A 24,125-nucleotide genomic window follows, 5' to 3' on the forward strand; every position below is an offset into this window, starting at 1 on the left:
CATGTTCGTTCGTGTTCGATTGTGATATCCGCCATCTCCCAGCCACTCGCCCCCGGTGGGACCTGTGCGAATGCACCCTTCATCCACCCTCGATCCGTGTACTCGCACGCCGCCCGTGACGCAACGTGTGCGAATCGCCCGGGAATCACCACGGTCACTGTGCTGGTCAGCGGCTTGGCCCCTCGGGCGCACCGGTAAGCTCTGAGGCGCTAACGGCTGTGAATTAACGTCAGGAGTGACCCGTGGCTCGCGTCGTAGTCGACGTCATGCTCAAGCCCGAGATCCTCGACCCGCAGGGACAGGCGGTAGCCAACGCGCTGCCCCGTCTGGGCGTCACAGAGGTCTCGTCGGTCCGGATCGGCAAGCGGATCGAGCTGGAGTTCACCGGAGAGCCGGACCTGGACAAGGCCCGGGAGATCGCCGACAAGCTGCTGGCCAACACGGTCATCGAAAGCTTTGAGGTCCGGCTGGAGGAGTCCGCAGACACCGCCAGGACCGCCCAGTGAAAATCGGCGTAGTCACCTTCCCCGGTTCCCTCGACGACGGCGACGCCCGCCGCGCCGCCCGGCTGGCCGGCGCTGAGGCCGTCCAGCTCTGGCACGCGGACTCCTCGCTGCACGACGTCGACGCTGTCGTCCTCCCCGGCGGGTTCTCCTACGGCGACTACCTGCGCTGCGGTGCCATCGCGCGCTTCTCGCCCGTCATGGAGTCGGTCATCGACGCCGCCAGGGGCGGCCTGCCTGTCCTGGGTATCTGCAACGGTTTCCAGGTTCTGTGCGAGGCACACCTGCTGCCCGGCGCGCTGCTCCGCAACGCCCACATGCACTTCCGTAACCGCGACTGGAAGCTCAAGGTCGAGTCCACGTCCACGGCGTGGACGTCCGGCTACACCGAGAGCCAGGAAATCGTCATTCCGGTGAAGAACGGCGAGGGCCGCTACACCGCAGACGAGAAGACCCTGGACATGCTCGAGGCCGAGGGCCGGGTGGTCTTCCGGTACCTCGACGGCAACCCGAACGGTTCCCAGCGCGAGATCGCCGGCATCCGTAACGAGGCCGGCAACGTCGTGGGCCTCATGCCGCACCCGGAGCACGCCGTCGAGGCGCTGACCGGCCCGTTTGGCGGCGGTACCGACGGCCTGGCCATGTTCACGTCCGTCCTGTCGAACCTGGGGGCGAAGGCATGACCACCATCGACACCGTCGAGCTCGCAGAGAAGAACCCTGACGAGGAGCAGCCGTACGCCGAGCTGGGCCTCCAGGCCGACGAGTACGAGCGGATCAAGGAGATCCTCGGCCGCCGCCCGACCCAGTCGGAGCTGGCGATGTACTCGATCATGTGGAGCGAGCACTGCTCCTACAAGTCGTCCAAGGTGCACCTCCGCCAGTTCGGCGAGAAGGCCCCGAAGAGCGACCGCATGCTCGCCGGCATCGGCGAGAACGCCGGCGTCGTGCGGGTCTCCGACACGCTCGCCGTGACGTTCAAGGTCGAGTCGCACAACCACCCGAGCTTCGTCGAGCCCTACCAGGGCGCGGCGACCGGTGTCGGCGGCATCGTCCGTGACATCCTCGCGATGGGTGCCCGGCCGATCGCCGTCATGGACCAGCTCCGGTTCGGTGCTGTCGACCACCCCGACACCACCCGCGTCGTCAACGGCGTCGTGCAGGGTGTCGGCGGCTACGGCAACTGCCTCGGCCTGCCGAACATCGGCGGCGAGACGGTCTTCGACCCCTGCTACCAGGGCAACCCGCTGGTCAACGCGCTCAGCGTCGGCGTGCTTCCCGTCGACCGCCTGCAGAACAAGGCGGCGGCCGGCGTCGGCAACGTCGTGATCCTGATGGGCGCGAAGACCGGCCGCGACGGCATCGGCGGCGTGTCCGTCCTGGCCAGCGCGACCTTCGAGGAGGGTTCCGAGGACTCGCGTCCGGCGGTCCAGGTCGGTGACCCGTTCACCGAGAAGCTCCTCATCGAGTCCTGCCTGGAGCTGTACGACGCTGGCCTGGTCGTCGGCATCCAGGACCTCGGCGGCGCCGGCCTGACCTGCGCGCTGTCGGAGACCTCCTCCGCCGCCGGCCTCGGCATGCGCGCGTACCTGGAGCGTGTCCCGCTCCGCGAGCCCTCGATGCTCCCGCACGAGATCCTGGCGAGCGAGTCCCAGGAGCGCATGCTGCTGATCGTCTCCCCGGAGAACGTGGAGGCCGTCCTGGCCGTCTGCGAGAAGTGGGGCGTGCTGGGTACGGCGATCGGCGAGGTGACCGAGGGCGAGCGCCTGGTGATCTCGTGGAACGAGCACGTCGTGGTGGACTGCCCGCCCGGCAGCCTGGCCGACGACGGCCCGGTGTACGCGCGCCCGCTGCGGGAGCCCGCCGACCTGATCCTGCTCCAGGCCGACCGGGCGGAGACCCTGCCCCGGCCGTCGGACCTGCGGGCCACGCTGCTCACGCTGGTCGCCAGCCCGAACCTGTGCGACAAGGGCTGGATCACCGAGCAGTACGACCGCTACGTCCTCGGCAACACCGTGCTGGCCCAGCCGGAGGACGCCGGCCTGGTCCGCCTGGACGAGGAGTCGAATCTCGGTATCGCGATCGCCACGGACGGCAACGGCCGCTACACCCGGCTGAACCCGTACGAGGGCGCCCGCGCGTCCCTCGCCGAGGCGTACCGCAACGTGGCGGTGACGGGCGCTGAGCCGATCGCGGTCTCCGACTGCCTGAACTTCGGTTCGCCGGAGGACCCGGCCGTCATGTGGCAGTTCGCCGAGGCTGTGCGCGGCCTGGCCGACGGCTGCCAGGAGCTGGGTATCCCGGTGACGGGCGGCAACGTCAGCTTCTACAACCAGACCGGCACGGTCGCCATCAACCCGACTCCGGTGGTCGCCGTCCTCGGCATCCACGAGGACGTCACCACCCGCACGCCGATGGGCTTCGCCGAAGCAGGGCACACCATCGCCCTCCTCGGTGAGACCCGCGAGGAACTCTCGGGTTCCGAGTGGGCCTGGGTCGAGCACGGTCACCTCGGCGGCCAGCCGCCCAAGATCGACCTGGGGCACGAGAAGAAGCTCGCGGACGTTCTCCGCGCCGCCGACCTCGTCTCCGCGCACGACCTCTCCGACGGCGGCCTCGCTCAGGCCCTGACGGAGTCCGTCCTCCGCCGTGGCATCGGCGCGACCGTCACCCTCACCGGTGACGCGTTCGTGGCGCTGTTCAGCGAGTCGGCTGGCCGGGTGCTCGTCACGGTCAAGGACGTCGACGCCCTGCGCGCCGCTGCCGGTGACATCCCCGTCACCGTTCTCGGCACCACGGGTGGTGACAAGCTCACCGTCGAGGGCCAGTTCGAGATTCCGCTGACCGAGCTCGCCGAGGCCCACCAGGGCACGCTCGGCAAGCTGTACGGCTAAGGGAGACCGATGGCCGCTTCGCCGTTCAGCCAGCCCGGTAGCGGGGTCCGTTTCGACTGGGGGCTGGGCGGCGCGGCCGAGCTTGGCCGGGTTTGCTCGGTTTTGGTAGTGGTGGACGTGCTGTCGTTCACCACTTCCGTGAGCGTGGCGGTGTCCCGGGGGATGCGGGTGTACCCGTTCCCCTGGGACGACGCGTCCGCGCAGCAGTTCGCCCGCCGGATGGGCGCCACGATCGCCACCGGCCGTACCAAGGCCACTCCGGCGCACCCGTGGTCGCTCTCTCCGGCGGCCCTGGCCAGCGCACCGCCCGTCCGTGACCTGGTCCTGCCCTCTCCCAACGGATCGGCGATCTCCGCCGCCGCTGGTGCGAGTGGCGTTCCCGTCGTCGCGGGCTGCCTGCGTAACGCCGCGGCGGTGGCCCGCTGGCTGCTCCGGCAGGGCTACGGCACCGCTGACCGTCCCATCGGCGTGATCGCCGCCGGCGAACGCTGGCCCGACGCCACCCTCCGCCCCTCGGTGGAGGACCTGCTCGGCGCCGCAGCGATCCTGGATGGCCTGGTGACGGCGGAAGGCGGCCTCTCCCTGGAAGCCGCCGTCGCCCTTGCCGCCTACTCCGCGCTGCCTGACGTCCCGACCGCCATCCGGGGCTCGATCTCCGCAGGTCAGCTCCGTGACATGGGCTTCCCGCGTGATGTCGACATCGCCGCCGAGCTCAACGTCACCGACGTGGTCCCGATCATCCGCCACGACGCCTTCATCCCCGCGGTCTAGGCAACCGCCGGAGCTGGCGCCCGGCGTTCCCGCAACACCACCAGTGCCACCACCAGCGCCAGAGCCATCACCCCGGCCCCCACCTGGAACGCCAGCCGGTATCCCTCGGCCAGTGCCTCCACGCGCCCGGCGTCCGTCAGTTCGGCTGTCCGCCCGGCGGCCACTGTGGCCAGCACGGCCACCCCGATCGCGCCGCCGATCTGCTGGGTCGTGTTGGCCAGCCCCGACGCGATCCCCGAGTCCTCGGCGGACACTCCGGACATCGCCAGTCCTGCCATCGCGGGCAGGGTCAGCCCGCCCCCGATGCCCAGCAGCACCAGGGCCGGCAGAACATCTTGAACATAAGACCCCTCATCCGGTACCCGCGTGAGCAGCCCATACCCAGCCACCAGCGCCACCAGCCCGCCCACCAGCACCGCGCGCGTCCCGTACCGCCCGATCAGCCGGGCGGCCATCCCGAGCGCGACCGCCCCGATCGCCACCGTGATCGGCAGGAACGCCAGCCCGGTACCGAGCGGCCCGTACCCGAGCACGTCCTGCAGGTAGAGCCCCAGCAGGTACTGGAACGCGAGCATCGCGCCGATCACGAGTACCTGCACCAGGTTCGCCCCCGTCACCTCCCGCGACCGGAACACCCGCAGCGGCAGCAGCGGCCGGGCGGTCCTGGCCTGCCGTACGACGAACCCGGTCAGGAGCACGGCGGCCGCCCCGCCCGGCATCAGCACCTCACCCGTCACGATCGCGTACACCGCGAGCATCATCCCGCCGGTCACCAGCAGCGCGCCCAGCCCGTCGGCCCCGGCCCGCAGCCCGGCGCCCGTGTCGCCATCCACCCATCGCAGGGCGGCCAGGAGCACACCCAGCCCCAGCGGCAGGTTCACGAAGAAGATCCAGTGCCAGCTGACCAGCTCGGTGAGTACCCCGCCGCCCAGGACACCCACCGAGGCACCGGCCGCGCCCACGAAGCTGTACACCCCGATGGCCTTGGCCTGCGCACCTGGCTCGGGGAACATCGTGACGATCATGCCCAGCACCACGGCGGACGTCATCGCCCCACCGGCCCCCTGGAGGAACCGGGCCGCGACCAGCATCTCCTGGCTCCCCGACAGCCCAGCCAGCACGGAGGCCGCCACGAACACCACCAGCCCCGACACGAACATCCGCTTCCGCCCGAGCAGATCCCCCAGCCGCCCGAACAACAGCAGCAGCCCGCCGAACGCGATCAGGTAGGCGTTGACCACCCACGCCAGACCACCCGGCGTGAACCCGAGATCCCGCTGGATGGCCGGCAACGCGACGTTGCTGATCGTCCCGTCCAAAATGATCATCATCTGCCCTGCGGCGAGTACCGCCAGCGACAACCAGCGCGACTTCATGGCCCTGACCTCCAAAGGTGCACGACTTGTTACTGGGGCCATGCTCTGTGACCATTGGTGCTCGCGATAAGGAGGCACTTTCATGTTGCAGGGGAACACTGATGTGTCTGTCCAGGCCGGCCCCGGTGAGGCCTGCACGATCAGTGAGGTGGTTAACAGGGTCGCCAGCAAGTGGGCGATCGGGGTACTCGTCGCCGTGGCCCCGGGCCCGATCCGCTTCACCGAGCTGGAACGCGAGATGAAGGGCATCAGCCGCCGGATGCTGACCCTGACCCTGCGCAACCTCGAACGCGACGGCCTGCTGCACCGCGAGGTCTATCCGACCGTCCCGCCGAAGGTCGAGTACACCCTGACCCCGATGGCCGCCAGGCTGCACCAGCACCTGCGCGGCCTGGTCGACTGGGCGGCGGACCACCGCACGGACGTGGCGGCCGCCCGCCTCCTCTTCGACGCCCAGCACTGAGAAGGGCCCCGTCTCAACCCGAGACGGGGCCCTTCTCACACAACTACTCGCTAGTCGTCCAGCCAGTCCAGCGGCCGCCGCTCCTGCTGGCGCGGCTGCTGCTGCCCGTGCCCGCCGTACTGCTGCGGCTGCTGCCCACCTTGCGGCGGGTACTGCGCGGTCTGCGGCCCGCCGAACTGCCGGGTCTGGTCGGCGTACGGATCCACCGGCGGCTGGTACTGCCGGGTCGCCTCACCCTGACCGGCCTGCCCGTAGGCGTCGGCGCCCGGCCGGAACTGCTGGGTCGGAGCGGCCTGCTGCGGCGGGGCACCGTACGGGTCAGCCGGAGCGCCGTACTGGTCGGTCCGCCCGTACCCACCCGGCTGGTACCCGTACGGATCGTCGGTGACCAGCGGGCCCTGGTGCATCATGGTCGGCGCGTCGTCAGCCGGGGGCATCGGCCGCGCGCCACCAGCCCCGCCGTACACGGTCGGCTTCGGCGCGACAGGCTCGTCGTCCTCCTCCTTGCCCTTGCGGAGCAGGAAGAAGATCGCGAGGCCGCCACCGCCGACCAGCAGGATGCCGAGGCCGATCAGGATCCAGGTCAGCGCACCCAGCCCGCCGTCACCGGTACCGGTCTTCGTGCCGCTGTTCCCAGCGACAGCGCTGTCCTGCGGCTGCGGAGCGGCAGACGTCGCCGCCGGCGCGGAACTGGCCGGAGCCGAGGGAGTCGCGCTGGCCTTGACGTCGATCGCGAGGTTGAGGCCGGCCAGCGGCACCCCGCCGGGCACGTTGGACTTGATGGTGGTCTTGGGCGGCGTTCCGGCCTTCGTGATCAGGATCGTCAGCGTGCCGGCCTTGAACCCGTTCGGGTCCCTCGCCGGGACGGTGAACTTGCCGTCCTCACCGGTCGCGACCTGGTTGGTCTGCCCGGCCGAGTCGGTGACCTTCACCGTCGCACCGCTGACCGGCTCGGCGGTCGTGAGGGTCTGCACCATCCCGGACACCGAGGGCACCCCGGGCGCCGCGGTCGGCGACGCCGGCGGCGCCGCGCCCTTCACGTCGACGTTGAACCCCTGCTCACCGGTGACGGTGAAGCCGGCAGCGCTGGCGTTGACGGTGGCGGGCAGGTTGGTGCTCGGCGTGCCCTGCGGCGAGCCGACCATGAACTGCACGACGGCCTTGCCGTCCTTGGGGAGCACCGCGATCTGGCAGGTAGCGGTCTTGCCCTGGTCGGCAAGCGAACAGGTGAAGCCCGGCGAGGACTGCGCGCCGTCGGAGAACTGCGCGTTGGACGGCAGCTGCACGGCGAGCTTGACGCTGGGAGCGGGCTTATCGGAGGTGTTCTCCACCGTGATCCGGACAGCCTTCGTCTGACCGGCCTCGATCGACACCGTCCCCGGGTCAACGTTGACCTTGAGGGTGTCGGCCGCCAGCGCGGGGCTCGCGCCAAAGGCCAGCATCCCGGCGACCATCGCGCCGACGACGCCGAACCGCGCCACTCGCATTGCTGGGTGGGTCACTACCGCCTCCTGGTCTTGCCTGACCGTGCATTACCACCGTCGTGCACTATACGGCGGAGCGGGCTGGCAAGCTCATGCGCGCCAGAGACTATGGTCGGTTCATGCCCGTTCATAACCCGAATCCGGCGGCCAGTGAGAAGATCGCCACTCGCGAATACCTCGCGGAGCTGGCGAGACGGGCTCCCGGCCGCACGGTGGAGGTCCGGGTACCTCCCTATGGTGCCGTCCAGTGCATCGAGGGCCCCCGTCACACCAGGGGTACTCCGCCCAACGTCGTCGAGACCGACCCGGCGACGTGGCTGGCCCTGGCGCGCGGCGAGCTTTCGTGGGCGGCGGCTGTCGAGTCCGGCTCGGTCCGCGCGAGCGGTTCGCGTGCCGATCTGTCGCCATACCTCCCGCTCGCCGATCGTTAACCTGATCACACCGCCGCGCTTCGCCTCGGGTACGCGGAGAATTCGTTTTCGACATAAGTCGCAGATGCGGACAAACGGCAGCGGGCAATAAGCCCGAATTATGGCACTCGATCACTGGCGCCCGCCCCTTGTGACCGGCTATGGTCAGGGGCGGAAATCGGGGAAACGGCGGCCGTCTGCGCAGCACACGGCCTCGCGTAGACTCCAGAGCTGACGGCTTATTCCCATCTCCCGCAAGGAGTGGCACGTGCCCCGAGGCGACGGGCTTCTGACCCATGACCTCGACCCCCAGGAACGAGGCCCGCAGGACGCCTGCGGCGTCTTCGGTGTCTGGGCACCTGGCGAAGAGGTCGCCAAGCTGAGCTACTTCGGTCTGTACGCCCTCCAGCACCGTGGCCAGGAGGCTGCGGGCATCGCGGTGAGCGACGGTTCCGGGGTCACCGTGTACAAGGACGTCGGCCTGGTCTCCCAGGTGTTCGACGAGTCGACTCTGGGCAGCCTGCACGGCCATCTGGCCATCGGCCACGCCCGTTACTCCACCTCCGGCGACTCGACCTGGGAGAACGCCCAGCCCACCCTGCGGTCCACCGCTGGTGGCACGACGATCGCCCTCGCGCACAACGGCAACCTGGTCAACAAGGCCGAGCTGGCCGAGCGCGCGGCGCAGGTCAGCACCGGCGAGCTGGGCACCAGCGACACCGGCAGCCTGGCCACCCTGCTGGCCGGCCACCCGGACCTGTCGGTCGAGGCGGCGGCCATGAAGGTCCTGCCGACCGTCAAGGGCGCGTTCAGCCTGGTCTTCATGGACGAGAACACGCTGTACGCCGCCCGCGACCCCCAGGGCGTCCGCCCGCTGGTCCTCGGCCGCCTCGAGCGCGGCTGGGTGGTGGCCAGCGAGAAGTCGGCCCTGGACATCGTCGGCGCGAGTTTCGTCCGCGAGATCGAGCCGGGCGAGCTGGTCGCGATCGACGAGGAGGGGCTGCGCTCGGAGCGCTTCGCCAGCCCCGACCCGAAGGGCTGCCTGTTCGAGTACGTCTACCTGGCCCGCCCCGACGCCACGATCGCCGGCCGCAATGTCTACCAGACCCGGGTCGGGATCGGCGAGCAGCTGGCCCGCGAGTTCCCGGTCGAGGCTGACCTGGTCATCCCGTCGCCAGAGTCGGGTACGCCGGCGGCGATCGGCTACGCCCGCGAGTCGGGCATCCCCTACGGCGTCGGCCTCGTCAAGAACGCCTACGTCGGCCGCACGTTCATCCAGCCGTCCCAGACGCTGCGCCAGCTGGGCATCCGCCTCAAGCTGAACCCGCTGCCCGACGTGGTACGCGGCAAGCGGATCATCGTCGTCGACGACTCGATCGTCCGGGGCAACACGCAGCGCGCGATCGTCCGGATGCTCCGGGAGGCCGGCGCGGTCGAGGTGCACGTCCGGATCGCGTCCCCGCCGGTGAAGTGGCCGTGCTTCTACGGCATCGACTTCGCCACCCGCGCGGAGCTGGTCGCCAACGGCCTCGACAACGACGGCATCCGGCATTCGATCGGCGCGGACTCCCTCGGGTACGTCTCGCTGGACGGCCTGATCAAGGCGACGGAGCAGCCGAAGAACCGGCTGTGCCGCGCGTGCTTCGACGGGGAGTACCCGATCGAGCTGCCGGAGCGCAGCCTGCTGGGCAAGCACCTGCTCGAGGGCCTGGGCAAGCGCCTGGACAACGAGGAAACACAGCCAGTGGCCGCCACAGGCCTTGCTAGGGGAGAGTCATGACCCACGTGACCGAGGACGCGAAGTTGATTCGTGAGCCGTGGAGCGGCGGTAAGCGCCGCAGCCCGTCCTACGCGGATGCCGGGGTCTCGATCACGGCCGGCGAGGAGGCCGTCGAGCTGCTCAAGTCGAAGGTCCGCAAGACCTACCGGCCAGAGGTGGTCGGCGGGATCGGCGGCTTCGCTGGCCTGTTCCGGCTGGATGTCGGCAAGTACAAGCAGCCGCTGCTGGCCTCGTCGACGGACGGCGTGGGCACGAAGCTGGTGATCGCGCAGCAGATGGGCATCCACGACACGGTCGGCATCGACCTGGTCGCCATGATCGTGGACGACCTGGTGGCGTGTGGCGCCGAGCCGCTGTTCATGCAGGACTACATCGCGTGCGGCGAGGTCGTCCCGGCCAAGATCGCAGAGATCGCCGGCGGCATGGCCGACGGCTGCCGGTACGCGGGCTGTTCCCTGGTCGGCGGCGAGATCGCCGAGCACCCGGGCGTGATGCGTCCCGACGAGTACGACATCTCGGGCACCGCCGTCGGTGTCGTGGACGCCGACAAGGTCCTCGGCCCGGAGCGGGTCCAGCTCGGCGACACCGTGATCGCGATGCGCTCCTCCGGCCTGCACTCCAACGGGTACTCGCTGGTCCGCCACGTCCTCCAGGGCGTAGCCCGGATGCGCCTGGACTCCGTCGTCGAGGAACTGGGCAACCAGCGCACCCTCGGCGAGGAACTCCTCACCCCGACCCGGATCTACGCGAAGGACTGCCTGGAGCTCATCCAGGAGTGCGACGTCCGCGCCTTCGCCCACATCACCGGCGGCGGCATCCCCGGCAACCTCGACCGGGTCCTCCCGGCCACGATGGACGCCGTGGTCGACCGCTCCACCTGGCGCCCGCAGCCGATCTTCGAGCTGGTGCACGCCAAGGGCAAGATCGAGATGGCCGAGATGGAGCGCACCTTCAACATGGGTGCCGGCATGATGGCCGTGGTCTCCGCCGAGGACACCGACCGTGCCCTGGCCCTGCTCACCGCTCGCGGCGTCGAGTCCTGGGCCGTCGGCGAGGTCATCGAGGGCTCCGGCGTGGTCCAGATGATGGGCGACTACACCCGAGGTTAGGGTGGGGCACCTCCCAGACCAAGAACGGCCGCCCACGTACAACACCGGTACGAGGGCGGCCGTTCCGCTTGTCATTCTCGCCCTGGAAGGCGCCACTTCACGTCTGATCAAAACCAGAACCACAGATCAAACCCGTGATTTTGTACGAGGCACCGGAGTCCCCACCTCAACCAAGCACCACAGCCGTCCAGCCCGTCGTGACAGCCCGGACCAAGCCAACGTTCTGGCAGCACTGCAGCCCCGCCTCGCAGGCGGTACAAAATCGCGTTCTTGATCTTTGCTCTTGATCTAACGCGAAGTGGCCCTGGACAGGGCCTCACAACCTAAGCAGCATCCGGGTGTTCCCCAGGGTGTTTGGCTTGACCCGTTCCAGGTCGAGGAACTCCGCGACGCCCTCGTCGTGTGAGCGCAGCATCTCGGCGTACACCTCGGCGTCGACCGGTGTGTTCTCGATCGTCTGGAAGCCCAGCCGCCCGAAGAACTCGACCTCGAAGGTCAGCACGAAGACACGGCGGATACCGAGTTCGCGGGCGGTGTCGAGCAGCCCGGTGACAAGGCGGCGGCCGACCCCGGAGCCAGCGGCCGACGGATCGACGGCCACGGTACGGATCTCGGCGAGGTCCCGCCACAGGACGTGCAGCGCACCGCAGCCGACGACCTCGTTGTCGCGGGCGGCGACCCGGAATTCCTGCACAGCCTCGTAGAGCGTGACTGCCGCCTTGCTGAGCAGCCGGCGGTCCGGCACGTACATGTCGACGAGCCGTTTGATGCCGGGCACGTCCGCTGTCCGTGCCCGGCGGATCTCTATACCGCCAGCCGTATTGTCATGCACACTCGCATGCTACCTCGCACAGAACTGACGACGGAGCGCACCGTCCCGGCTGGACGGCGCGCTCACGCGTGGTGTTCTGGTAGGTCAGCGACTACTTGTGTGGTGGTGCTGAGCCCAGGGATCGTCGTCATCCTCTTCGAGGTAGTCGTCGTGATCCCCGGCTGGCTTCGCTTCCCCGCCGGACAGTTCGCGCTGCAAAGCCGCGAGGTCCGTATTGGGGGAGGAGTACTTCAGCTCCCGGGCCACTTTCGTCTGCTTGGCCTTAGCACGGCCGCGCCCCATGGCCGACCCCCTCGCACAGATAACGGGGCGGCCCCTGAGAGGCGGGCCCCGAAGACGTCAGGTATCACTCGTGCTGACCACCTTACAGCGCCGAGCGGATATGCAAAATCTCGCCCCACCGGGGCGCGCCTTGCAACCCGGGTGAAAGCTCCGTTTTTGTCCAGCACTGCCCGGCTCGCCGAGGGGATGCAAGACATCACACCTGGGAAAAGTAACCAGATGACCGAGGAAACCGAAGGTCAGAGGTTGAGCAGCTGCCGCAACCCGCCCGTCACCCGTTCCTCGCCGGCCCGTCCGCCACCCGTCGGAGAACGATCATCCGCGATCGGCTGGCCGGCCTGTCCCTGGCCACCTGTGACCCACCGGCCACGGCTGGCGCCCGGCCGTCAGACCGCCCCGTCAGATCGCCGGCGCTCACCACGGAACAGAACGCTGCCCGCGAGCGAAGAACCCGCCGGCTCGGGCGCTGGCTCAGCCCCGGTCCGGCGGGTTCTCCCCGCACCGTGCGTGCATAAACACCCAGTGCCCGCTGCCGTACCCCAGGCGGGCACGGCAACGGCAACGGGACGCGTCCTACGGCAGCAGGATCGTCCGGAGGCGGCCGCAGTCGGCCATCCGGCGCTCGGCGAGCTGGTCGGCGGCGAGGGCCGGCGGGATGCTCTCGGTGTCGGCCAGCTCGAGGATCTGCTTGGTCGTGTCGTAGATCTTCGTGGCCCGGGCCTTGGCCCGCTCGAAGTTGAAGCCGCTGATCTCGTCGGCCACCTGGATCACGCCACCCGAGTTCACCAGGTAGTCGGGGGCGTAGAGGATGCCGGAGTCCGCGAGGAGCTTCTCGACGCCGGGGTGCGCGAGCTGGTTGTTGGCCGCGCCGACCACGATCTTGGCGGTGAGCACCGGGACGGTGTCGTCGTTGAGGGCGCCACCGAGGGCGCACGGCGCGTAGATGTCCAGCGGCGTCGTGATCAGCGACATCGTGTCGTCGACGACCTCGACCTGCGGGTACGCGGCCTTCACCCACTCCAGGGCCGGGGCGTACACGTCGGTGGCCACCACCGAGGCGCCGTCGTCGATCAGGTGCTTGACCAGGTACTTGCCGACCTTGCCCAGCCCGGCCACGCCGACCGTCCGGCCAGCCAGCGACGGCGTGCCCCACCTGTGCTCGGCCGCGGCGCGCATGCCCTGGAAGACACCCCAGGCGGTGAGGATGGACGAGTCGCCAGCCCCGCCGTGCTCGACGGAGCGGCCGGTGACGAAGCTGGTCTCCTTGGCGATGACGTCCATGTCCTGCACGTAGGTGCCGACGTCGCACGCCGTGTAGTACCGGCCGCGCAGCGACTCCACGAACCGGCCGTAGGCGCGCAGCAGTGCCTCCGACTTCACGGTGCCCGGGTCACCCCAGATGACGGCCTTCCCGCCACCGAGGTCGAGGCCGGCCAGCGCGTTCTTGTACGCCATGCCCCTGCTCAGCTCCAGCACGTCGTGCAGGGCGTCTTCCTCGCTGGCGTACGGGTAGAACCGGGTGCCACCCAGCGCGGGGCCCAGGGCCGTGGAGTAGATCGCGATGATGGCCTTGAGCCCGGACTGCTTGTCCTGGCAGAACACGACCTGCTCGTGCCCGGTGTCGGCGGTGAATACGCCCATCCCAAACTCCTGTGTTTGAGCGGCCCTCTTGAGGCCGTCCCGACGATCCCGGCGGGGTGGTGCCGGGTACCAGCGACACTAGACCGCGCGAGGAAACCGGTGCCTTGCCGCCCGCTGGGTCCCACTCCATGCGACGATCGGGCGCGTGTCGTCTCCGTTTGCCTCCTTTCTCCGGGTGTACGAGCCGCTCGCGGCCTTCGACCGTGAACGTCAGCGCTACTGGCGCGGCTACGCGAAGTCCGGCCGGGCGGTCTCCCCGGTCGTGGGCGCCGCGCGGCAGCGGGCCCTGATCCTCGACGCGCTCGGTGCCGGCTGGTCCGGCCTGCCGGACGAGGACGAGGCGTACCTGATGTGGCGGGAGGAGCCGGAGCTCAGCCCGCCGCTGATCTGCCCGTGGAGCCTGCGGGTCCGGGTGGCGGAGGCCGCCCTCGAAGCCCGCGACGGGGTACCGCCGCAGCTCGCCGACGCCTTCGTCCCCCCGGCCCTCGCCGACGCCTCCGAGGCGGCTCTCGCTGGCTGGCGCGCGTCGATGACGAGCCCGGACGCCGGCGTACCCCGGCTGCACGAGCAGGCGGTCATGTGGCTGGTACCGATCCGCTGGTTCGTGTTCTTCGACGGCTCCGAGCGTGAGCTGAACCTGGCTCCGGAGCGCTCGGTCCGGTTCCGTACCCCGATCTCGCTGGCCCGGCGGCGGGGCCACCGCGCGCTGAGCGTGCTCCGGAGGTCCCTTCCGGACGGTCCTGTCACGAGTGAGCTCGCGGAGACGGTCCGGTGGCTGGAGGAGTTCCACCCGGGTTCAGTGCTCGAACTGGACTATGGCGGCCTCGCCGGCCTGATGCCGGACGAGAAACTGATGGCAGACAAGTCGGCCGAACTGGCCGCGTCGGGCATCGCCGCGATGTCGGAAGGGGACCTCGACGGGGCCGGTTCCGCCTATGAGCAGCTGGTCGAGTTCTGGCGCGAGACACAACTGTTAGAGCGCTGTAACTAATTCGTGACCATCGAAGAGGGACATAGGCGGATAAATTACCCATTTATCGACCGTCCGGCCAGAGGGCTTCAACCGTTCGGGCCATGTCCGACATCGTGGACAGGCCGGACGATGGAACGGCGTTGGCCGGCGGGACCCCGGCTACGTTTGAGAGCACTTGTGGAGGAGTGACCGATGGCATCTCGTACTCACGAGCCCGAGCCGCTGCTCACCCCGGCTGAGGTCGCGTCGATGTTCCGTGTCGACCCGAAGACCGTCACCCGGTGGGCCAAGGCCGGCAAGCTGAGCGCAATCCGCACGCTTGGCGGACACCGCCGTTACCGTGAGTCAGAGGTTCGGGCCCTGCTGCAGGGACAGATCCCTCAGCAGCGCCAGGGCGAGTAAGGCGTCCGTGCTCCAGACCCCCTAATCCCTGGAGCACGAGCAAGGGCGTGGCCGTAGCCTGTTTACGGTCCCGCCCTTTTTGCTGTCCGCACCCAAGTTCTCCCGCTCGCAGCAGAACCCGTCGTCATCCACCCCCTGATTGGCTTGATTGGCAGTCATGACTGAGCAGAACGTGCCCTCCTCGTACCCTCCAGCTCAGCCCGCCGCCCCATACCCGGCCCCGCCCGCGCCTGAGCACCCGGCCCAGCAGGCTCAGCCTGCCCAGCCCGCCCCGCAGGCCTACCCGGCCCAGCCTGCCCCGCCGCCCGCCTACCCGGCGGCACCGGCCCAGCAGCTTCCGCCGGCCGGCTACGCGGCCCCGCAGCCCGGGTATCCAGCGACGCAGGCTCAGCAGCTCCAGCAGGCTCCGCAGCCCGGGTACGGGATGAACTACCCCGCGCCCCCGCTCGGCCCCCTGCACGGCCCGTGGGGCCCGCCACCGCCGCCTAAGCCGAGCCGGGCACCGCTGGTGCTGTCGATCCTCGCCCTCGTCCTCGCCGTGCTGTGCGCCGGCGGTGGCGTGGCGCTCACCGGCGTCAAGATCTCCGAAGACAACAAGGCGCTGCCGGACTCCGCGCTGTACCTGGCAGGCGTCGACCCGAAGGCCAGGGACGCCGCTGTCACGGAGCTGCTGAACCGGCGGTCGAAGGCCGTGCTGGACAAGAACAAGGACGCCTTCCTCGCCGACGTCGACGCCTCGCAGCCGGAGCTGGTGAAGAAGCAGACCAGCCAGTTCGAGAACCTGACGAAGCTGCCGTTCGACTCGTTCACGTACACGCTGGAGAAGGCGCGTTACGACCTGGTCAAGCAGAAGGACCTGACGGCCAGGTACCGCAGGATCGTCGTGGTGCCCGGCGTGAGCACCAAGTTCAGGATCAAGGGCATGAACGAGGAGCTGGAGACGGCGACCCCGTACGCGCCGATCTTCGGCCGGACGGCCGCGGGCAAGTGGGTGCTGGCCGGCGAGGCCGTCAACGACGACGTGGACGCGACCATTCCGTTCGGCATCGGTACCCAGCCGTGGCAGGGTGACCCGATCGCGGTCCGGACCAGCGAGAACGCCGTGCTCGTCTACTCGCCCGGCGACGAGGCGAAGTCCGGCGAGTGGATCGGGATGCTCGAGGACTCGATCCGCGAGGTGAAGAAGGTCCGCCCGGACAAGTGGAACGGCAAGGTCTACGCGATCGCCGTCCGGGACGCGAAGCTCTTCAACGAGTACAAGGGCGTGGATCCGGCGAAGGCCGTCGCGTTCGCGACCACCCGCTGGGACCGGGTCTCCGGCTGGTCGTCGGCCCCGAAGGACACCAAGCGGGCCGGCTCGCTGTTCATGATGAACCCGCGCCAGCTCGACCGGGACTCCGACGACACCAAGCGGACCTTCGTCCACGAGATCGCGCACATCGCGATGGACCCGTTCGACCACGAGGGCGAGGCCCCGCGCTGGCTGATCGAGGGCTTCGCCGAGTGGGTGGAGTACGGCGCGAAGGTCGACGTGCGGTACAAGAAGTCCTTCGTGGACAAGTACCTGCGCGGCAAGGACCTGTCGAAGCTGCCGGACAGCGCGACGTTCTACAGGGACGAGGGCGAGAACTACGCCCTGGGCGCAGCGGCCGTCGAGCTGATCGCCGAGACGTACGGCAAGCAGAAGCTGCTGGCCTTCTACGAGTGGTTCGGCACGAACAAGACCGAGGACGACAAGCCGGAGACGCAGGAGAAGGCCTTCAAGGAGGTACTCGGCACGACGATGGCCGACTTCACCGTCAAGTGGCGCAAGGCCATCCTCGACGAGGCCATCCCGTAACAGTCAGCAGGAGCAAAGCCGCTCGGGGAGATTCCCCGGGCGGCTTTTTCATGTACTGAGCATGCCGGCGAGGCCGGCCGTCAGGCGGTCGTAGCCCTCGCGGCACAGTTCGTCGAGCCCGGGCCCGTCCTGGTTGGCGTGCCACGCGCACACGGCCGCCTGGGCCGACCCGATCGCCGCCGTCGCGAGCAGGCGCGGGAAGAAGTCGTTGGGCCCCTGCCCGCTGTGCTTGGCCGCGTACTCGGCCACGATGTCGGTCAGCTCGGTGAACACCGCGTAGTACGAGACGAGCAGGCTGGGCTGTTCCTGCATGAGGTCGAGCCGGACGCTGATCTGCCGGGTCTGCTCCGGCTCGGAGAAGGTCAGCGCCTCCAGCGCGTTGCGTACCGCCTCGATGGCCGGCTCGGTGGCTGGCCGGGCCTCGAAGGCCTCCCGGAGCCTGCCTCCGACGTTGTGCGCGACGTCGCCGAAGAGCACGTGCTGCTTCGAGGAGAAGTACCGGAAAAAGGTCCTGAGCGCGACGTCGGCGGCTGCCGCGATGTCCTCGACCGTGGTCTGCTCGTAGCCCTGCTCGGCGAAGAGCCGCAGCGCGGCGGCCTCGAGTGCCGCCCGGGTCTCCTGCTTCTTGCGTTCCCGCCGCCCCACCGGAACTGCCACCGTCGTCATGCTCACATTCTGTCACGGCCGGTCATGTGGCACCATGTGTCATGTGGCACGGCGTGTCACTTCACTGGGATTCCGGAGTGAGGAGACGAGGATGTTCGCAGCGATCGGGCGCGGGGTGACCCGCAGGCCATGGCTGGTGATCGCCGGCTGGCTGCTGGCCGCCCTGGCGATCATGGCCGCGGCCCCGAGCCTGAAGTCCGTGACCAACTCGGACCAGAGCGCGTTCCTGCCCTCGACCACCGAGTCGGCGAAGGCCACCGAGGTCGCGCGGGCCGCCGGGTTCACGAAGGGCGCCACCGCCGTGATCCACCTCCAGCGGGCCGACGGCGGCACGCTGACGCCAGCGGACCTCGGCCAGGTCGGCCAGCTGGCCCAGAAGCTCAACCAGGACAAGCCCGACGCCGTCGTCGGCGCACTCTTCGACCCGAAGCAGCTCGTCGCGCCGAACGGCAAGGGCGCGCTGATCGCGGTGCAGTTCGAGGGCGCGGCGCGCGAACCCCGGGTACACGATGCTGTGGACAAGATCCGCTCCCAGCTGGACGTGCCGGGCCTGAAAGCCGGCATGACCGGCGAGGCGGCCATCGACGTGGACAACACGAAGGCGATGGCGGACGCCGAGAAGATCGTCACGATCGCCACCCTGGGCCTGATCGTGGTGCTGCTCCTGCTGATCTTCCGCAGCCCGATCGCCGCCGTCCTGCCGCTGGTCTCCGTCGGCCTGGTCTACGGCATCTCGCAGGCGCTCGTCGCGATCTCAGCGAAGCTGTTCAGCTTCGAGATCGGCACTGAGGTGCAGACTCTGCTCACTGTTGTGCTGTTCGGCATCGGCACCGACTACATCCTGTTCCTCCTTTTCCGGTACCGGGAGAGGCTCCGCGCCGGTGACTCCCCACGTGAGGCGATCGTCGCGGCGGTCGACCGGGTCGGCGAGGCGATCTCTTCGGCGGCTCTCGCGGTGATCGCGGCGTTCGGCGCGCTCGTCCTGGCCCTGCTCGGCTTCTTCACCACGCTCGGCCCGGCGCTGGCGATCGGCGTGTTCGTGATGCTGCTGGCCGCGCTGACCCTGGTGCCCGCGATCATCTCCGTCCTCGGGCCGCGCATCTTCTGGCCGGTGAGGACCGAGCCGGACACCGCCGGGCACCCCGCCTTCGCCCGGCTCGGCCGGTTCGTCGCCCGCCGTCCGCTGGCCGCCGTGCTCGGATCGCTGGCCTTCCTCATCGGACTGTCGGCCGGGGTCTTCGGGTACCAGGCCACCTACGACCCGCTCGCCCAGCTGCCGGCCAAGATGGAGGCCACGACGGCGTTCAAGGACCTCGGGAAGAACTTCCCGGCCGGCGTCATGAGCCCCAGCCAGGCGTACCTGAAGTCGGACACCCCGCTCACCCCCGAGCAGGTCCAGGCGTTCGCGCTCAGGGTCGGCGGGCACCCGGCCGTCGCCACGCCGATGCAGCCGCAGCTCTCGGCGGACGGGAAGGTGGCTCAGGTACCGCTGATCCTCAAGGAGGCCCCGTACTCGGCGAAGGCACTCGACGCCGTCGAGGGGTTGCGCGACGCGGCCCACGAGGCGGCCCCGGCGGGCACGACGGCGTACCTGGGCGGCATGACCAGCGGCTTCGCCGACATCCGTGACATCACCAACCGGGACCTCAGCGTGATCTTCCCGGTCGCAGGGCTGCTGTTCCTGCTGATCCTCGGCGGGCTGCTCCGCGCGGCCGTCGCCCCGCTGTACCTGGTCGGCATGGTGGTGCTCGGCTTCGCGGCCACCCTCGGCGCCGCGGTGTTCCTGTTCCAGGGCGCGCTCGGCAACGCTGGCCTGATGTTCATGCTGCCGATCATCATGTACCTCTTCGTGACGGCGATCGGCACCGACTACAACATCCTGATCACCGCCCGGATCCGTGAGGAACTGCGCGAGGGCCGGGACGCCCGCGAGGCCGCCGAGCTGGCCGTCGAGCACGCCGGCCCGTCGATCGCGGCTGCGGCGGTGATCCTCGCCGGTACCTTCGGCTCGCTGCTCATCTCCGGCGTGTCCTTCTTCGCGCAGATGGGCTTCGCGGTGACGCTCGGGATCGCGCTGGTCGCGTTCGTGGTGTCCCTCGTCCTGGTACCGGCGGCCACGGTGCTGCTGTCCCGCTCGTCCTGGTGGCCGGGTCTGCGGCAGGCGAAGTCCCCGGCTCCGTCCACCCAGGAATCCGTCACCGTCTGACCGGATCGGGACCCGCGTCCACATGACGCGGGTCCCAATTTTTTCCTCACGCAACGTTCCCACCCCAGCCGCCGTGACCGGGGTAAGCTCACCGACAGCGACAGCTTCGCTACCGGTGGGGGAGGCCGATGCGAGCAAACCTGCTGGGGACGCTCGCTGTCCTCCTGGTGCTCCTGGTGATGGTCGTCGGCCTGCCGGTCCTCAACCAGGCCATCCCGGCCGAGCGCCCGGTCGCTGTCGGCGCGGCGATCGACATCGGCCACGGCGTGCGGCTCGTCCCGCCACCGGGCGCCGCGATGGACACCACCCGTACGCTGCCGAAACAGGGCGTCCTCTTCCTCGTCCTCCACGGCCTGGACTTCAGGGCCGAGGTCAAGGCGACGTCGCAGTCCCTGGAGGACTCGGCCCGCAGGCTGCGCGGCCGGATCCAGGGCCAGCGCGGGGTGCAGCTGGCTGGCGATCCCCGCGAGGTCGTGACGGCCTCCGGCGTCCCCGGCCTGCGTGGCGCCTTCTCCGCGACCGGCGGGGACGGCCTCTACGCCGTGTACCAGCGAGACAATCTGGCCGTGCAGATCACCGTGAGTGGCGCGTCCCTCCCGGACCAGGTGACCGCCGTGGAGACGAGCATGGCGGGGATGGTGTTCCCGTGACCCGGCAGGTGAAGGCATGACCGCAGCCGTCCGGCCGATGCCGAGCGGCCAGCGCCGCGTCACCTGGCGCACCCCGGCCCTCTGGCTCACCATCGCGGCCCTCACCTACGGGCTGTGGAAGGTCACCAGCGTCGTCTACCCGGCCTTCGTGACCTACCCGCACGCCGCCTGGCTGGCGATCGTCCTCTTCGGGCTGTACGCGGTCCCCTTCGTTCTCCTCTTCGCAGGCCTCGACTATCTCGAACGCGAGCCGATCAGCCTGACGGCGACCGCGATGGCCTGGGGCGGGCTCGCGGCGACAGCGGTGTCAGCCGTCAGCGGCAAGGCGCTCAAGGACATCGTCGCCAAGCTCATCTCGCCGGAGTTCTCCGACGTCTGGTCCAAGGCGATCGTCGCGCCCACCGTCGAGGAGCCAGCCAAGCTCCTCGGCATCATCGTGATCGTGCTGCTGGCGAAAGGCCAGGTCAACAGCGTGCTCGACGGGGTGGTCTACGGGGCGTTCGCCGGCATCGGCTTCCAGCTCGTCGAGAATTTCCTGTACGCGATGCGCGCGGTGGCCGTGGCAGGCAACGGAGACTCCCTCCCGCCCGTCATCGCCACCTTCGTCGTCCGCGGGTTCCTCAGCGGGCTGTGGAGTCACACGATGTTCACGGCGCTCGCCGGGGCAGGCATCGGGTACGCGCTGGTGGCCGTCAGCAGGCCCTGGTGGCGCCGGATCGGCATCGCGCTGCTCGCCTTCGCCGGAGCCTGGCTGCTGCACTTCGTGTGGAACTCCCCGCTCCTGATCAACGGCTTCGGTACCGGGCTCCTCGGCGTCGTCGCCGTCCTCATCGTCAAGGGCCTGCCCGGCCTGCTGCTCGTCGCCGCGATGGTCAACACGGCCCGGCGCAGCGAGGCCGCCTACTACTCGGCGACCCTGGCCGGCCTCGACGACCCGGGCCTGTGCACGACCGGCGAGATCCGTACCCTCTGCCACGCCCGCAGCCGTGCCGCCGCCCGCCGGCACGCCAAGGCCCGGGGCGGCTTCAAGGCGGCGATCCTGGTCCGCAGGCTCCAGTACGCCCAGGCCCGGCTGGCCGTCGCGCTCAGCAGGGCTGCTGGCTCGCCGGCCGGGACGGTGTACGACCACTTGTCCGCCCGGTTCCGTGACCCGGCGATCGCGGTGGAACGCCGCGAACAGGAGGTCCGTACCCTGCGCGGCAAGCTGCTCGGCCTCGGCATCTCCGACGCGGCGGCCCCCGTGCACCACAAGGGCGTGCACTGGACCCGGCTGGCGCTGACCACTGTCCTCGTCATCGCGGGTTCCGTGCTGCTCGCCGTCATCATCCGCCGCCTGGGCGGCAGCTGACACTCTGCCCTAGTCTGGGGCCATGCTGGAACGCTTCGTGGTGATCGGGGCCGGGACGATGGGCGCGGGCATCGCGTACGTCGCCGCGGGCGCCGGGTACGTCGTCGACCTCGTCGAGCTGGACGCCGAGCGCGGCCGGGCCGCACTGGCCGGCCTGCACGCGCTCTGGGACAAGGCGGTGGCCCGTGGCAAGCTCGACGCCGCCCAGGCCGCCAGCGCCAAGGACCGGCTGACCCTGCGCGGCTCGCTGCGGGAGGTGTCGCCGGAGCCGGACGTGCTCGTCGAAGCGGTACCAGAAAAGCTCGAACTGAAGCGGCAGGTCCTGGAGGCCGCGGCGGCCCTGCGCCCCCGCCTGCTGGCCAGCAACACCTCCTCGATCGCGATCGGCAGCCTCGCTGCGAACCTCCCGGAGCCGGCCTCCTTCCTCGGCCTGCACTTCTTCAACCCGGTGTTCGCGATGCCGCTGCTGGAGATCGTGGTCGGCGACCAGACCTCCGACGAGGCGCGGGCCCACGCGCTCGACGTCGCCGGCCGGCTCGGCAAGGACCCGGTCGTGGTCCGGGACATGCCCGGCTTCGCGACCTCCCGCCTCGGCGTGATGCTCGGCCTGGAAGCGATCCGGATGCTGGAGGACGGCGTCGCCTCCGCCGCCGACATCGACAAGGCCATGAAGCTCGGCTACAAGCACCCGATGGGCCCGCTCGAACTGACCGACGTCGTCGGCCTCGACGTGCGCCTCGACATCGCCCGCACCCTCCAGGCCGCGTACGGCGACCGGTTCGCCCCGCCGGAGCTGCTGGTGAAGATGGTCGCGGAGGGCAGGCTCGGCAAGAAGACCGGCGAAGGGTTCCACACGTGGCCAGCCTCCTGATCGACGAGCGCCCCGACCGGCTGGTCGTCACGCTCGACCGGCCGGAGAAGCGCAACGCCATCGACGCCGACCTGGTCGCCGAGCTGCACGCCGTGTGCGCGGAGCTGGAGGCCAAACCCAAGCTGCTCCTGCTCACCGGCGGGGCCGACGGCATCTTCGCCGGCGGCGCCGACATCGCCCAGCTCCGCGAACGCCGCAGGGCCGACGCGCTCGCCGCGATCAACCAGGGTCTGTTCGCCCGCATCCTCAAGCTGCCCCTGCCGACCATCGCGGCCGTCGACGGCCCGGCGCTCGGCGGCGGCGCGGAACTCTCGTATGCCTGCGACCTGCGCATCTGCACCGACCGCGCGTTCTTCGGCCAGCCTGAGGCCCGGCTGGGCATCCTCGCCGGAGCCGGCGCCACGTACCGGCTGCCCCGCCTGATCGGCGAGGGCCTGGCCAAGGACCTGCTGTTCACCGGCCGCCGCATGGCAGCCGACGAGGCACTCCGCTCGGGCCTGGTCTCCCGGGTCGTTGCGCCCTCGGAGCTCCTGGCCACGGCACACGGCATCCTCGACGAGATCGCCAAGTCCTCGATGCTCGCCCTGCGCCTGACCAAGCTCGCCGTGGACGCCCCAGAGGGCGCGCACCCGCACATCGAGCTGGCCAGCCAGGCCGTCCTGTTCGAGGACGAGGAGAAGTACCAGCGCATGACGGCGTTCCTGGAGAGGAAGAAATCATGATCCCCGAGTCCATCGCCGTCAGCCCCGGCGGTTCCTTAGCCGACCGGATGGGCATCGAGCTGCTCGAACTCAGCGCGGACAAGGTCGTCGGCCGGATGCCGGTCGAGGGCAACACCCAGCCGTACGGCGTACTGCACGGCGGCGCGTCTGCCGTCCTGGCCGAGACCCTGGGCTCGATCGGCTCGGCGATCTACGCGGCCGACACCGGCGGCATCGCCCTCGGCATCGAGCTGTCGGCCACCCACCACCGCTCGGCGCGCACCGGCTACGTGACCGGCGTCGCCACCCCGATCCACCTCGGGCGGACCCTTGCCACGTACGAGATCGTGATCAGCGACGAGGGCGGCCGGCGCATCTGCACCTCCCGCCTGACCTGCGCGATCCGCCCGAATCCGCAGGGCGGCTGACCGGCGGGACCACCGGCGGGAATGCCCGTGCCACTACTGACGGGTCCACGTCCCTCACTTGACGCAGCTTAGTAGTCTGCGACCTGATGACGATCCCGGCGAGCGCTTCGGACGAGATCGGCGACTGCCTGCACGCTGTGCTCACGGCCGGGGTCGCCGGTGATCTCGACGCTGCCATGCGCACGCTCGACCGGGTCCTCGTCAGCCACGGCCCCTGGGTCGCCTACGACATCGCCGGCGCCGTGGTCGCCGAGATGCTCGGCGAGGTCCGCCCGGTCGGCGGCATGGAGTTCTGGAGCCTCGACTTCCCCGGCATCGAGCGAGCCAGTTACGACGTGCGCTGGGCGGCCCGCTTCATCAGCGCCCACGCGAACGCCCAGGAGGACACCGCGCACGCGCTGTTCGCCGCGGCCATCGCCGAAGGCGAGCTGAGTGCCTGCCTGGGCACCCTGCTCAGCTCCGCCGCCGCGACCCTCCGCCAGCCCCTGTAACCCTT

Annotated in this window: 24 protein-coding genes; 18 read left to right on the forward strand and 6 right to left on the reverse strand. The window is 69.8% G+C overall.

The window, feature by feature from the left end; genetic code table 11:
- Nucleotides 1-242: 242 nt before the first annotated feature.
- Genes purS through A3G1_RS0111255 form a run of 4 tightly spaced genes read left to right on the forward strand, consistent with a single transcriptional unit; the run spans nt 243 to nt 4,167 of the window.
- Nucleotides 243-506, forward strand: a complete 264-nt coding sequence (gene purS, locus A3G1_RS0111240; RefSeq protein ID WP_026212037.1) for a phosphoribosylformylglycinamidine synthase subunit PurS — start codon at nt 243-245, stop codon at nt 504-506.
- Entirely contained in the window at nt 503-1,186 is a 684-nt protein-coding gene (purQ, locus tag A3G1_RS0111245; RefSeq protein WP_018349571.1) for a phosphoribosylformylglycinamidine synthase subunit PurQ, read from the forward strand. The genes purS and purQ overlap by 4 nt, the downstream gene beginning before the upstream one ends.
- Nucleotides 1,183-3,396, forward strand: coding sequence for a phosphoribosylformylglycinamidine synthase subunit PurL (gene purL, locus A3G1_RS34315; protein ID WP_018349572.1), 2,214 nt, complete (start codon nt 1,183-1,185; stop codon nt 3,394-3,396). The genes purQ and purL overlap by 4 nt, the downstream gene beginning before the upstream one ends.
- Before the next feature lie 9 nt (nt 3,397-3,405).
- Nucleotides 3,406-4,167 (forward strand): 2-phosphosulfolactate phosphatase, encoded by a 762-nt coding sequence (locus A3G1_RS0111255; RefSeq protein WP_026212038.1) that lies wholly within the window; start codon nt 3,406-3,408, stop codon nt 4,165-4,167.
- On the opposite strand, the gene A3G1_RS0111260 is transcribed toward A3G1_RS0111255, so the two are convergent.
- Complete coding sequence (locus tag A3G1_RS0111260) at nt 4,164-5,543, reverse strand: MFS transporter (protein ID WP_018349574.1); 1,380 nt, start codon at nt 5,541-5,543, stop codon at nt 4,164-4,166. The genes A3G1_RS0111255 and A3G1_RS0111260 overlap by 4 nt on opposite strands.
- 148 nt (nt 5,544-5,691) lie before the next feature.
- Here A3G1_RS0111260 and A3G1_RS0111265 point away from each other — a divergent pair, with 148 nt between their 5' ends.
- Nucleotides 5,692-6,006: a winged helix-turn-helix transcriptional regulator gene (locus A3G1_RS0111265; RefSeq protein ID WP_281167833.1), complete on the forward strand. Its 315-nt coding sequence runs from the start codon at nt 5,692-5,694 to the stop codon at nt 6,004-6,006.
- 50 nt (nt 6,007-6,056) lie between these two features.
- Here A3G1_RS0111265 and A3G1_RS0111270 read toward each other — a convergent pair whose 3' ends face one another.
- On the reverse strand, nt 6,057-7,508 hold the full coding sequence (locus tag A3G1_RS0111270; protein ID WP_157641061.1) for a peptidase associated/transthyretin-like domain-containing protein: 1,452 nt from the start codon (nt 7,506-7,508) through the stop codon (nt 6,057-6,059).
- A gap of 101 nt (nt 7,509-7,609) precedes the next feature.
- Between A3G1_RS0111270 and A3G1_RS39555 the strand changes: the two genes are divergently transcribed.
- From A3G1_RS39555 to purM, 3 genes are all read left to right on the forward strand, one after another.
- On the forward strand, nt 7,610-7,921 hold the full coding sequence (locus A3G1_RS39555; RefSeq protein WP_083936870.1) for a sterol carrier family protein: 312 nt from the start codon (nt 7,610-7,612) through the stop codon (nt 7,919-7,921).
- A 247-nt stretch (nt 7,922-8,168) separates the two neighbouring features.
- Entirely contained in the window at nt 8,169-9,680 is a 1,512-nt protein-coding gene (gene purF / locus A3G1_RS0111275) for an amidophosphoribosyltransferase (protein WP_018349577.1), read from the forward strand.
- On the forward strand, nt 9,677-10,789 hold the full coding sequence (gene purM, locus A3G1_RS0111280; protein WP_018349578.1) for a phosphoribosylformylglycinamidine cyclo-ligase: 1,113 nt from the start codon (nt 9,677-9,679) through the stop codon (nt 10,787-10,789). The genes purF and purM overlap by 4 nt, the downstream gene beginning before the upstream one ends.
- Before the next feature lie 316 nt (nt 10,790-11,105).
- Here the strand turns inward: purM and A3G1_RS0111285 are convergent, their stop codons facing one another.
- The 3 genes from A3G1_RS0111285 to A3G1_RS0111290 all read right to left on the reverse strand — a co-directional run bounded on the left by A3G1_RS0111285 (nt 11,106) and on the right by A3G1_RS0111290 (nt 13,544).
- A complete protein-coding gene (locus tag A3G1_RS0111285) occupies nt 11,106-11,621 on the reverse strand; it encodes an amino-acid N-acetyltransferase (RefSeq protein WP_026212040.1) in 516 nt (171 codons plus the stop codon).
- Between the two features lie 84 nt (nt 11,622-11,705).
- A complete protein-coding gene (locus A3G1_RS39560; RefSeq protein ID WP_083936864.1) occupies nt 11,706-11,903 on the reverse strand; it encodes a DUF3073 domain-containing protein in 198 nt (65 codons plus the stop codon).
- Nucleotides 11,904-12,476: 573 nt separating this feature from the next.
- A complete protein-coding gene (locus tag A3G1_RS0111290; protein ID WP_018349580.1) occupies nt 12,477-13,544 on the reverse strand; it encodes a Glu/Leu/Phe/Val family dehydrogenase in 1,068 nt (355 codons plus the stop codon).
- A gap of 145 nt (nt 13,545-13,689) precedes the next feature.
- On the opposite strand from A3G1_RS0111290, the gene A3G1_RS0111295 reads away from it, so the two are divergent.
- From A3G1_RS0111295 to A3G1_RS40480, 3 genes are all read left to right on the forward strand, one after another.
- Nucleotides 13,690-14,535: a DUF8083 family protein gene (locus A3G1_RS0111295; RefSeq protein ID WP_026212041.1), complete on the forward strand. Its 846-nt coding sequence runs from the start codon at nt 13,690-13,692 to the stop codon at nt 14,533-14,535.
- A 174-nt stretch (nt 14,536-14,709) separates the two neighbouring features.
- The gene (locus A3G1_RS0111300; RefSeq protein WP_018349582.1) at nt 14,710-14,919 is read left to right on the forward strand and encodes a BldC family transcriptional regulator; all 210 of its coding nucleotides are present in this window, start codon (nt 14,710-14,712) and stop codon (nt 14,917-14,919) included.
- A gap of 157 nt (nt 14,920-15,076) precedes the next feature.
- Complete coding sequence (locus A3G1_RS40480) at nt 15,077-16,759, forward strand: gluzincin family metallopeptidase (RefSeq protein WP_018349583.1); 1,683 nt, start codon at nt 15,077-15,079, stop codon at nt 16,757-16,759.
- A 48-nt stretch (nt 16,760-16,807) separates the two neighbouring features.
- Here the strand turns inward: A3G1_RS40480 and A3G1_RS38425 are convergent, their stop codons facing one another.
- Nucleotides 16,808-17,425 carry an acyl-CoA-like ligand-binding transcription factor gene (locus A3G1_RS38425; RefSeq protein ID WP_018349584.1) on the reverse strand — a complete coding sequence of 206 codons (618 nt, stop codon included), beginning with the start codon at nt 17,423-17,425 and terminating at the stop codon, nt 16,808-16,810.
- 91 nt (nt 17,426-17,516) lie between these two features.
- Between A3G1_RS38425 and A3G1_RS0111315 the strand changes: the two genes are divergently transcribed.
- The 7 genes from A3G1_RS0111315 (at nt 17,517) to A3G1_RS0111345 (ending at nt 24,120) form a co-directional block, all read left to right on the forward strand.
- Complete coding sequence (locus A3G1_RS0111315) at nt 17,517-19,631, forward strand: MMPL family transporter (RefSeq protein WP_018349585.1); 2,115 nt, start codon at nt 17,517-17,519, stop codon at nt 19,629-19,631.
- Between the two features lie 128 nt (nt 19,632-19,759).
- Nucleotides 19,760-20,281, forward strand: coding sequence for a hypothetical protein (locus A3G1_RS0111320; protein ID WP_018349586.1), 522 nt, complete (start codon nt 19,760-19,762; stop codon nt 20,279-20,281).
- A 16-nt stretch (nt 20,282-20,297) separates the two neighbouring features.
- Nucleotides 20,298-21,629, forward strand: a complete 1,332-nt coding sequence (locus A3G1_RS0111325; RefSeq protein WP_018349587.1) for a PrsW family intramembrane metalloprotease — start codon at nt 20,298-20,300, stop codon at nt 21,627-21,629.
- A gap of 22 nt (nt 21,630-21,651) precedes the next feature.
- Complete coding sequence (locus A3G1_RS0111330) at nt 21,652-22,500, forward strand: 3-hydroxyacyl-CoA dehydrogenase family protein (RefSeq protein WP_018349588.1); 849 nt, start codon at nt 21,652-21,654, stop codon at nt 22,498-22,500.
- Nucleotides 22,485-23,222 carry an enoyl-CoA hydratase/isomerase family protein gene (locus tag A3G1_RS0111335; RefSeq protein ID WP_018349589.1) on the forward strand — a complete coding sequence of 246 codons (738 nt, stop codon included), beginning with the start codon at nt 22,485-22,487 and terminating at the stop codon, nt 23,220-23,222. Before A3G1_RS0111330 ends, A3G1_RS0111335 begins: the two co-directional genes overlap by 16 nt.
- A complete protein-coding gene (locus A3G1_RS0111340) occupies nt 23,219-23,629 on the forward strand; it encodes a hotdog fold thioesterase (protein WP_018349590.1) in 411 nt (136 codons plus the stop codon). The genes A3G1_RS0111335 and A3G1_RS0111340 overlap by 4 nt, the downstream gene beginning before the upstream one ends.
- An 86-nt stretch (nt 23,630-23,715) precedes the next feature.
- Nucleotides 23,716-24,120, forward strand: coding sequence for a hypothetical protein (locus tag A3G1_RS0111345; protein ID WP_018349591.1), 405 nt, complete (start codon nt 23,716-23,718; stop codon nt 24,118-24,120).
- Nucleotides 24,121-24,125: the final 5 nt, after the last annotated feature.

The organism is Longispora albida DSM 44784, from assembly GCF_000379825.1.
GTDB classification, from domain to species: Bacteria; Actinomycetota; Actinomycetes; order Mycobacteriales; family Micromonosporaceae; genus Longispora; species Longispora albida.

Excerpts from the sequence above, each read along its gene's own strand:
- purL (WP_018349572.1), top strand. The coding sequence starts at position 1,183 with ATGACCACCATCGACACCGTCGAGCTCGCAGAGAAGAACCCTGACGAG.
- A3G1_RS0111255 (WP_026212038.1), top strand. The coding sequence starts at position 3,406 with ATGGCCGCTTCGCCGTTCAGCCAGCCCGGTAGCGGGGTCCGTTTCGAC.
- A3G1_RS0111260 (WP_018349574.1), bottom strand. The coding sequence starts at position 5,543 with ATGAAGTCGCGCTGGTTGTCGCTGGCGGTACTCGCCGCAGGGCAGATG.
- A3G1_RS39555 (WP_083936870.1), top strand. The coding sequence starts at position 7,610 with ATGCCCGTTCATAACCCGAATCCGGCGGCCAGTGAGAAGATCGCCACT.
- purM (WP_018349578.1), top strand. The coding sequence starts at position 9,677 with ATGACCCACGTGACCGAGGACGCGAAGTTGATTCGTGAGCCGTGGAGC.
- A3G1_RS39560 (WP_083936864.1), bottom strand. The coding sequence starts at position 11,903 with ATGGGGCGCGGCCGTGCTAAGGCCAAGCAGACGAAAGTGGCCCGGGAG.
- A3G1_RS0111290 (WP_018349580.1), bottom strand. The coding sequence starts at position 13,544 with ATGGGCGTATTCACCGCCGACACCGGGCACGAGCAGGTCGTGTTCTGC.
- A3G1_RS0111300 (WP_018349582.1), top strand. The coding sequence starts at position 14,710 with ATGGCATCTCGTACTCACGAGCCCGAGCCGCTGCTCACCCCGGCTGAG.
- A3G1_RS40480 (WP_018349583.1), top strand. The coding sequence starts at position 15,077 with ATGACTGAGCAGAACGTGCCCTCCTCGTACCCTCCAGCTCAGCCCGCC.
- A3G1_RS38425 (WP_018349584.1), bottom strand. The coding sequence starts at position 17,425 with ATGACGACGGTGGCAGTTCCGGTGGGGCGGCGGGAACGCAAGAAGCAG.
- A3G1_RS0111315 (WP_018349585.1), top strand. The coding sequence starts at position 17,517 with ATGTTCGCAGCGATCGGGCGCGGGGTGACCCGCAGGCCATGGCTGGTG.
- A3G1_RS0111320 (WP_018349586.1), top strand. The coding sequence starts at position 19,760 with ATGCGAGCAAACCTGCTGGGGACGCTCGCTGTCCTCCTGGTGCTCCTG.
- A3G1_RS0111325 (WP_018349587.1), top strand. The coding sequence starts at position 20,298 with ATGACCGCAGCCGTCCGGCCGATGCCGAGCGGCCAGCGCCGCGTCACC.
- A3G1_RS0111330 (WP_018349588.1), top strand. The coding sequence starts at position 21,652 with ATGCTGGAACGCTTCGTGGTGATCGGGGCCGGGACGATGGGCGCGGGC.
- A3G1_RS0111340 (WP_018349590.1), top strand. The coding sequence starts at position 23,219 with ATGATCCCCGAGTCCATCGCCGTCAGCCCCGGCGGTTCCTTAGCCGAC.
- A3G1_RS0111345 (WP_018349591.1), top strand. The coding sequence starts at position 23,716 with ATGACGATCCCGGCGAGCGCTTCGGACGAGATCGGCGACTGCCTGCAC.